This window comes from Bacillota bacterium, from assembly GCA_040754675.1.
Lineage (GTDB): Bacteria > Bacillota > Limnochordia > Limnochordales > Geochordaceae > Geochorda.
Genome location: JBFMCJ010000337.1, coordinates 1 through 4,517, shown reverse-complemented (window position 1 = coordinate 4,517; position 4,517 = coordinate 1). Strand labels below are relative to the sequence as shown.

5 protein-coding genes are annotated in these 4,517 nt (G+C 68.3%); all 5 read left to right on the top strand.

Annotated elements, in window-relative coordinates; genetic code table 11:
• On the top strand, window positions 1-877 hold an 877-nt coding region (locus AB1609_16240; protein MEW6047999.1), incomplete at its 5' end, for a hypothetical protein.
• A 46-nt stretch (window positions 878-923) separates the two neighbouring features.
• Window positions 924-1,472: a DivIVA domain-containing protein gene (locus tag AB1609_16235; GenBank protein MEW6047998.1), complete on the top strand. Its 549-nt coding sequence runs from the start codon at window positions 924-926 to the stop codon at window positions 1,470-1,472.
• Window positions 1,456-2,229: a carboxypeptidase-like regulatory domain-containing protein gene (locus AB1609_16230; protein MEW6047997.1), complete on the top strand. Its 774-nt coding sequence runs from the start codon at window positions 1,456-1,458 to the stop codon at window positions 2,227-2,229. The genes AB1609_16235 and AB1609_16230 overlap by 17 nt, the downstream gene beginning before the upstream one ends.
• Before the next feature lie 66 nt (window positions 2,230-2,295).
• A complete protein-coding gene (locus tag AB1609_16225; protein ID MEW6047996.1) occupies window positions 2,296-3,012 on the top strand; it encodes a hypothetical protein in 717 nt (238 codons plus the stop codon).
• Window positions 3,013-3,217: 205 nt separating this feature from the next.
• A partial coding sequence (locus AB1609_16220) for a hypothetical protein (GenBank protein ID MEW6047995.1) occupies window positions 3,218-4,517 on the top strand: 1,300 nt, incomplete at its 3' end.

The following is a 4,517-nucleotide window of genomic DNA, read 5'->3' as shown; positions in this document are numbered from 1 at the left end:
GGAGGAGTCAGCGCTCCGGGCCGCGCGGGGTGCGCTGGAGTGGGCCAGGTGGCGCCTGGCCTCCGACGGCGCCTTCCTGACCCTGGAGCAGCCCTCCGCCCGGGAGACCGTGCCCGCCGTGCTCGGCCTGCCGGAGACTGCGGTGGGATACGTGCTGGAAACCCGGGCCCGCCTGGCCCGGGTATCGGGCCCCGACCTGCCGGTGCCGCCCGGCCTCGCTGCCGGGCTGTACGCCTGGGTGGAGGACAACTTTTCCCCGGACGGCCTCTCTGACCCCGCCCCGGTGCCCATGGGCGGGTTGGAGCCGTCGTGGGAGGTTGTCCCCGACCCGGCCCTGCCGGGGAGCGGTGCCGTTGAGGCACCGGGGCTGTTCCGGGGAGGCTCCCCCGGCCGCGTCGCCGTGTGGGTCTCGGGTCTGGCGAGCGCGCAAGCGTCCGCCCCCGTGTCCTCGTGCCAGTACCTGCCGGTGGAGGTGGGGGACTACCGGGTTGACCCGCCGGTGGTGCGGCTGAGTCCCCGGCTGGCTTCTGCTGATTCCGCGCGTACCGTCCCTTTCACGGCCGTCGTCTACGGCCCCGCGGGGGCCAGGCAGGCGGTGCCTCCGGAGGCCGTTTTCGAGCTGGTGTCAGGGCCGGGGCTGCTGGAGCCCCAGCCCTGGGGCGTGTTGTACCGCCCTGCGGGCGTGGGCCGGGTGACTGTACGGGTAACCGTGGTAGAAGGGGAGGTGACGTGCCAAGACGAGGTGTCGTTCGACGTCGTTTTCCCGCAGAGGCTGTGCCGGGTGCTGCCCGAAGTGGCGGGTCGACCCTGGGGTGAGGCCTGGCTGCGGGACTGGGGAGGGCGGGTATCCCTCGAGTCCTGGGACGCGGGTCCATGAACACGCCCCGCTGCGAAGCGGGGTGCAACGAAAGGAGATGGGAGAAGTGAGGATCAGTGATGTGCAGCGTTCCTTCCCGCGCAGGTTCCGGGGTTACGACCCCGACGCGGTGCGTGCGCACCTGGAGCAGGTTGCGGAAGCGCTTTCCGCCGCCGAACGCGAAACGGCGCGGCTGCGCGCGGAGAACGAGGGCCTGAAGGCCGACCTGGGCAAGAAGTTCCGGTCCGAGCACACCGTGGCCGAAGCGCTGTTGCAGGCCCAGGAACTTGCCGCCCGGGTGAAGGCCGAGGCGGAGGCGGAGGCGCGGGCGGTGGTGGATGCTGCCCGGGCGGAAGCCGAGAGGCTGGTGACCGTGGCCCGCGCGGAGGCCGACGCGCGCCGCGCCAGGGCGGAGGAGGCGGCCCTTGCTGCCGAGCGGCGGCTGGAGGCCCTGCGCGCTGCCCTGGCCGAGGCGGTATCCAGGGGCCGGGCCGCCCTTTCGGCGGGGCTGGAGGCCATAGGGGTGGCGGACGCCTGGCTCGGTGAAGGCGGCCTCGAGGACAACCTTGAAGCCGGAGAACTCGTGGGAGGTGAACCCGTTGAGGTGGCCGGGTAAGGGCGGCCGCAGGCGCGGCTTCACGCTCACCGAAGTGCTCGTGGTGGTTGTGGTGCTGGGGATACTGGCCGGTATAACCGTGGGGGTGATGCCGGCCGCGGCCAGGCGGGCGAAGCGGTCGGCGCTGTGCTCTACCCTGGCCGAGCTGCAGGGGCAGGTGCACAGGTTCTACGCCGAGACCAACGCTTACCCCTGCGCCGTGCAGCCCACGGCAGATGCGGCGCAGCAACTGGCTCTCGATGCCGTTGATGTCCACGGGGCCAAGTTCGTGGACGGCTACATTCGGTTCGCGCCCGAGACCAAGGCTGGCGCGCTGGGCCTCGACCCTGCGGGCGGGGAAACGGTCTATTACGGAATCGCCTACTGCGGCCGGGTGTTTGCGACCCAGGTGGCGCCCCAGGGCGGGGCGTGGACGGACGGGAACACCCTGGTGTGGGTGCAGAACGACCCGTGGCGCCCGCACCGGCTGGGCGACCTGTGCGGCTCAAGCGGCTTGCTCACGCCTGGCGGGGCGACCATAACCCTGTGGGCGTCTCAGACCGAGTCCACGCCGGGCACGCCCATCACAGTCAACGGCCGGGTGGTGGACGCTTCCGGCGCGGGCGTGCCGAACGCCCAGGTTCGCGTGGACATCACGGGCTCGGTGACGGGCACGCGGTCCGTGACGGTGACCACGGCGCAGGACGGCACGTTCGTGGTGGACGTGACCACGGACGTGCCCGAGTACGTCGTGGTGTCGGCCACGGTCATCGGCTGATAGTGAATTGTGCGGGGCCCGGGAAATCCCGGGCCCCGGTTCCTACTGGTCGGGAGGTGGTGTGTTTTGCTTGCTAAACGGTTGTGTTGCCTGTTCTTCGCCTGTTGTCTGCTGGCTCTCTTCGCCGGCATGGGTGGTCATGTGGTTGCCCAGGGTGGGAGCGCATCCCTTGTGCTCAAGTTCCCCGTGGTGAAAGACTTTGGTGGCGTGCATGGGAAGGTGCTCTACGTGAAGCGGGAGCTGCCCGACACGATGCCGCTGAAGTTTGCGGTTGGCCGGGTGGAGGCCGTTTCCGGTTTCTTCCCCTTGGGCAGGCGCGTGACGGTGTTTTCTGCCGGCTTGCTACTGGGGTCTGCGGCGGTGGACGAGGGCCAGCTCTCGGTTGCCGCGTCTTTCCCTCCGGTGGACGGTGCGCTGGAGGTGGTGGAATCTGAGCGGGAGCTGCCGGTGTCCGGGACGTGCATCAAGGTCAAGTCCACCGGCGGTGTGCTGCGTGCTCTGGGTGGCCAGACGAGCAACCCGTGGTCTCCGCCTCCGGGGACGGTGCGGATGTTGCGTGCTCATGTGCAGGTTGATGCGAAGCCTGATACTAGTACGGGGTACCCGGTTTACCTTGACGGCTGGGATGGGGTTTCCTGGCGGGAGATCTCCGGTTGGAACTTCGATTGTGACGTGAGGGTGGATATTCCTCCCGGGATGATGCAGCTTCGGGTCCGGTCGCCTATGTGGTCGTCGATCAACGTGCCGGGGGTGGAGGTAGAGGAGGAGGTGAGTTCGCCCTAGGTGCGCGGCGAGTCTCTGTGGGTATTGCAGGAGAGGCGCGGCTCAGCCCTACACCGTGGTCGTCCGGGCGGGTCGCACCTCTTCCAGGTAGGACGTGCCGAGCGTGCTGGTCCGGTGACGTCCACGCCGTTTATCGGCTGAGGGAATGGCGAGGGGCCCGGGGTTTCCCGGGCCCCATGCTTTACTGGTTGGGAGGTGATATGCGTTGCTTGCGAAGCGGCTTTCTTACCTGCTCGTCGCCTGCTGCCTGCTGGCTCTTTTGGCCGGTCTGGGTGGCCATGTGGTTGCCCAGGGTGGGGGCGCGTCCCTTGTGCTGAAGTTCCCCGCGGTGAAAGACTTCGGGGGTGTGTCCGCAAAGGTGCTGTACCTGCGGCAGGACCTGCCGGAGTCGACGCCCCTGAGGTTTGTGTCTGACCGGGTGGAGGCTGCGTCCGGATTCTTCCCCGCGGGCCGGACCGTGACCGTGTTCTGTGCCGGTTCGCGGTTAGGGTCGGCGGTGGCTGGCACAGGGCCGCTGTCCATGCCCGTGTCTTCTCCTCCGGCCGGCGCGGTGGTGGCGGTGGTGGAGTCGGAGCAGGAGCTGCCCGTGTTGCGCTGGGTTTCCCATGGCGTGCCCGGGTGGTCTCCGGGAAACCCGGCAGTGGCGGTGGACGCGTTCAGTGTGGTTGGCGACCGCGTGGCCATACTGGTGGAAAATCCTTACCAGTACTCGTTCGACTGCGCGCTGGCCTTCTTTGACGGAATGGCGTGGAACCGCACTGCGAAAACGTTCGTGGTTTACTCCCCGAGCGACGTAGAGCTGGTGGGAGACGAGTTCTGGGTGCTCTGGTACAGCAGTAGCTGGTATGCGGAAGTCACCGTGCATTCGGACGACGGCACTGTTCTGGCCCAGCGGAAAACCCTGGGGTTTGGGAAGCTGCTGCACAGATACGCAGGCGACGTGCTGTACGACGACACGGGAGATGGCTGGTCAAAGTCGAGACTCTATCGCTGGGACCAAAGCGCCTCCAGGTGGGTCGATTGCGGCCCCAGCCTGGGGTACGGTCTGCTCCTGGGATTGTACGCCGAGCGGGACGGCCGGCTTTACGGAATCAACCCGTACGGCAGCATGGTGAAAGAATACGTGTCCGGCACCTGGCGTGACATGTTCCCGCTGCCGGCCGGCACTCTGGCCTCCCGGCTGGCCGTATGCCCGGACGGCACCGTGTGGGTAGCGGCCACCGACGGCACCACCTGGTACCGGAACCCGGGCGCTTCCGAGTGGGTGAACTGTGGCAAGCCGCTGGGGCTGGCTCCCGGCGTGCTCGCGGCCATGCCGGACGGGTCTGTGTGGGCGGCGGTGAACGTAGGGAACAACACCTGGGCGATTGCCCGCTGGAACGGTAGTGTGTGGGTTGACGTGGGGCGCCCGGTTCAGGGTGCGGGGAGCTCGGTGAAGAGGCTGTTTCCCGGGCCGGGAGGCAGCCTTTACGTCCTGGCCGTGGGAAGCTGGTATTACGGGTACG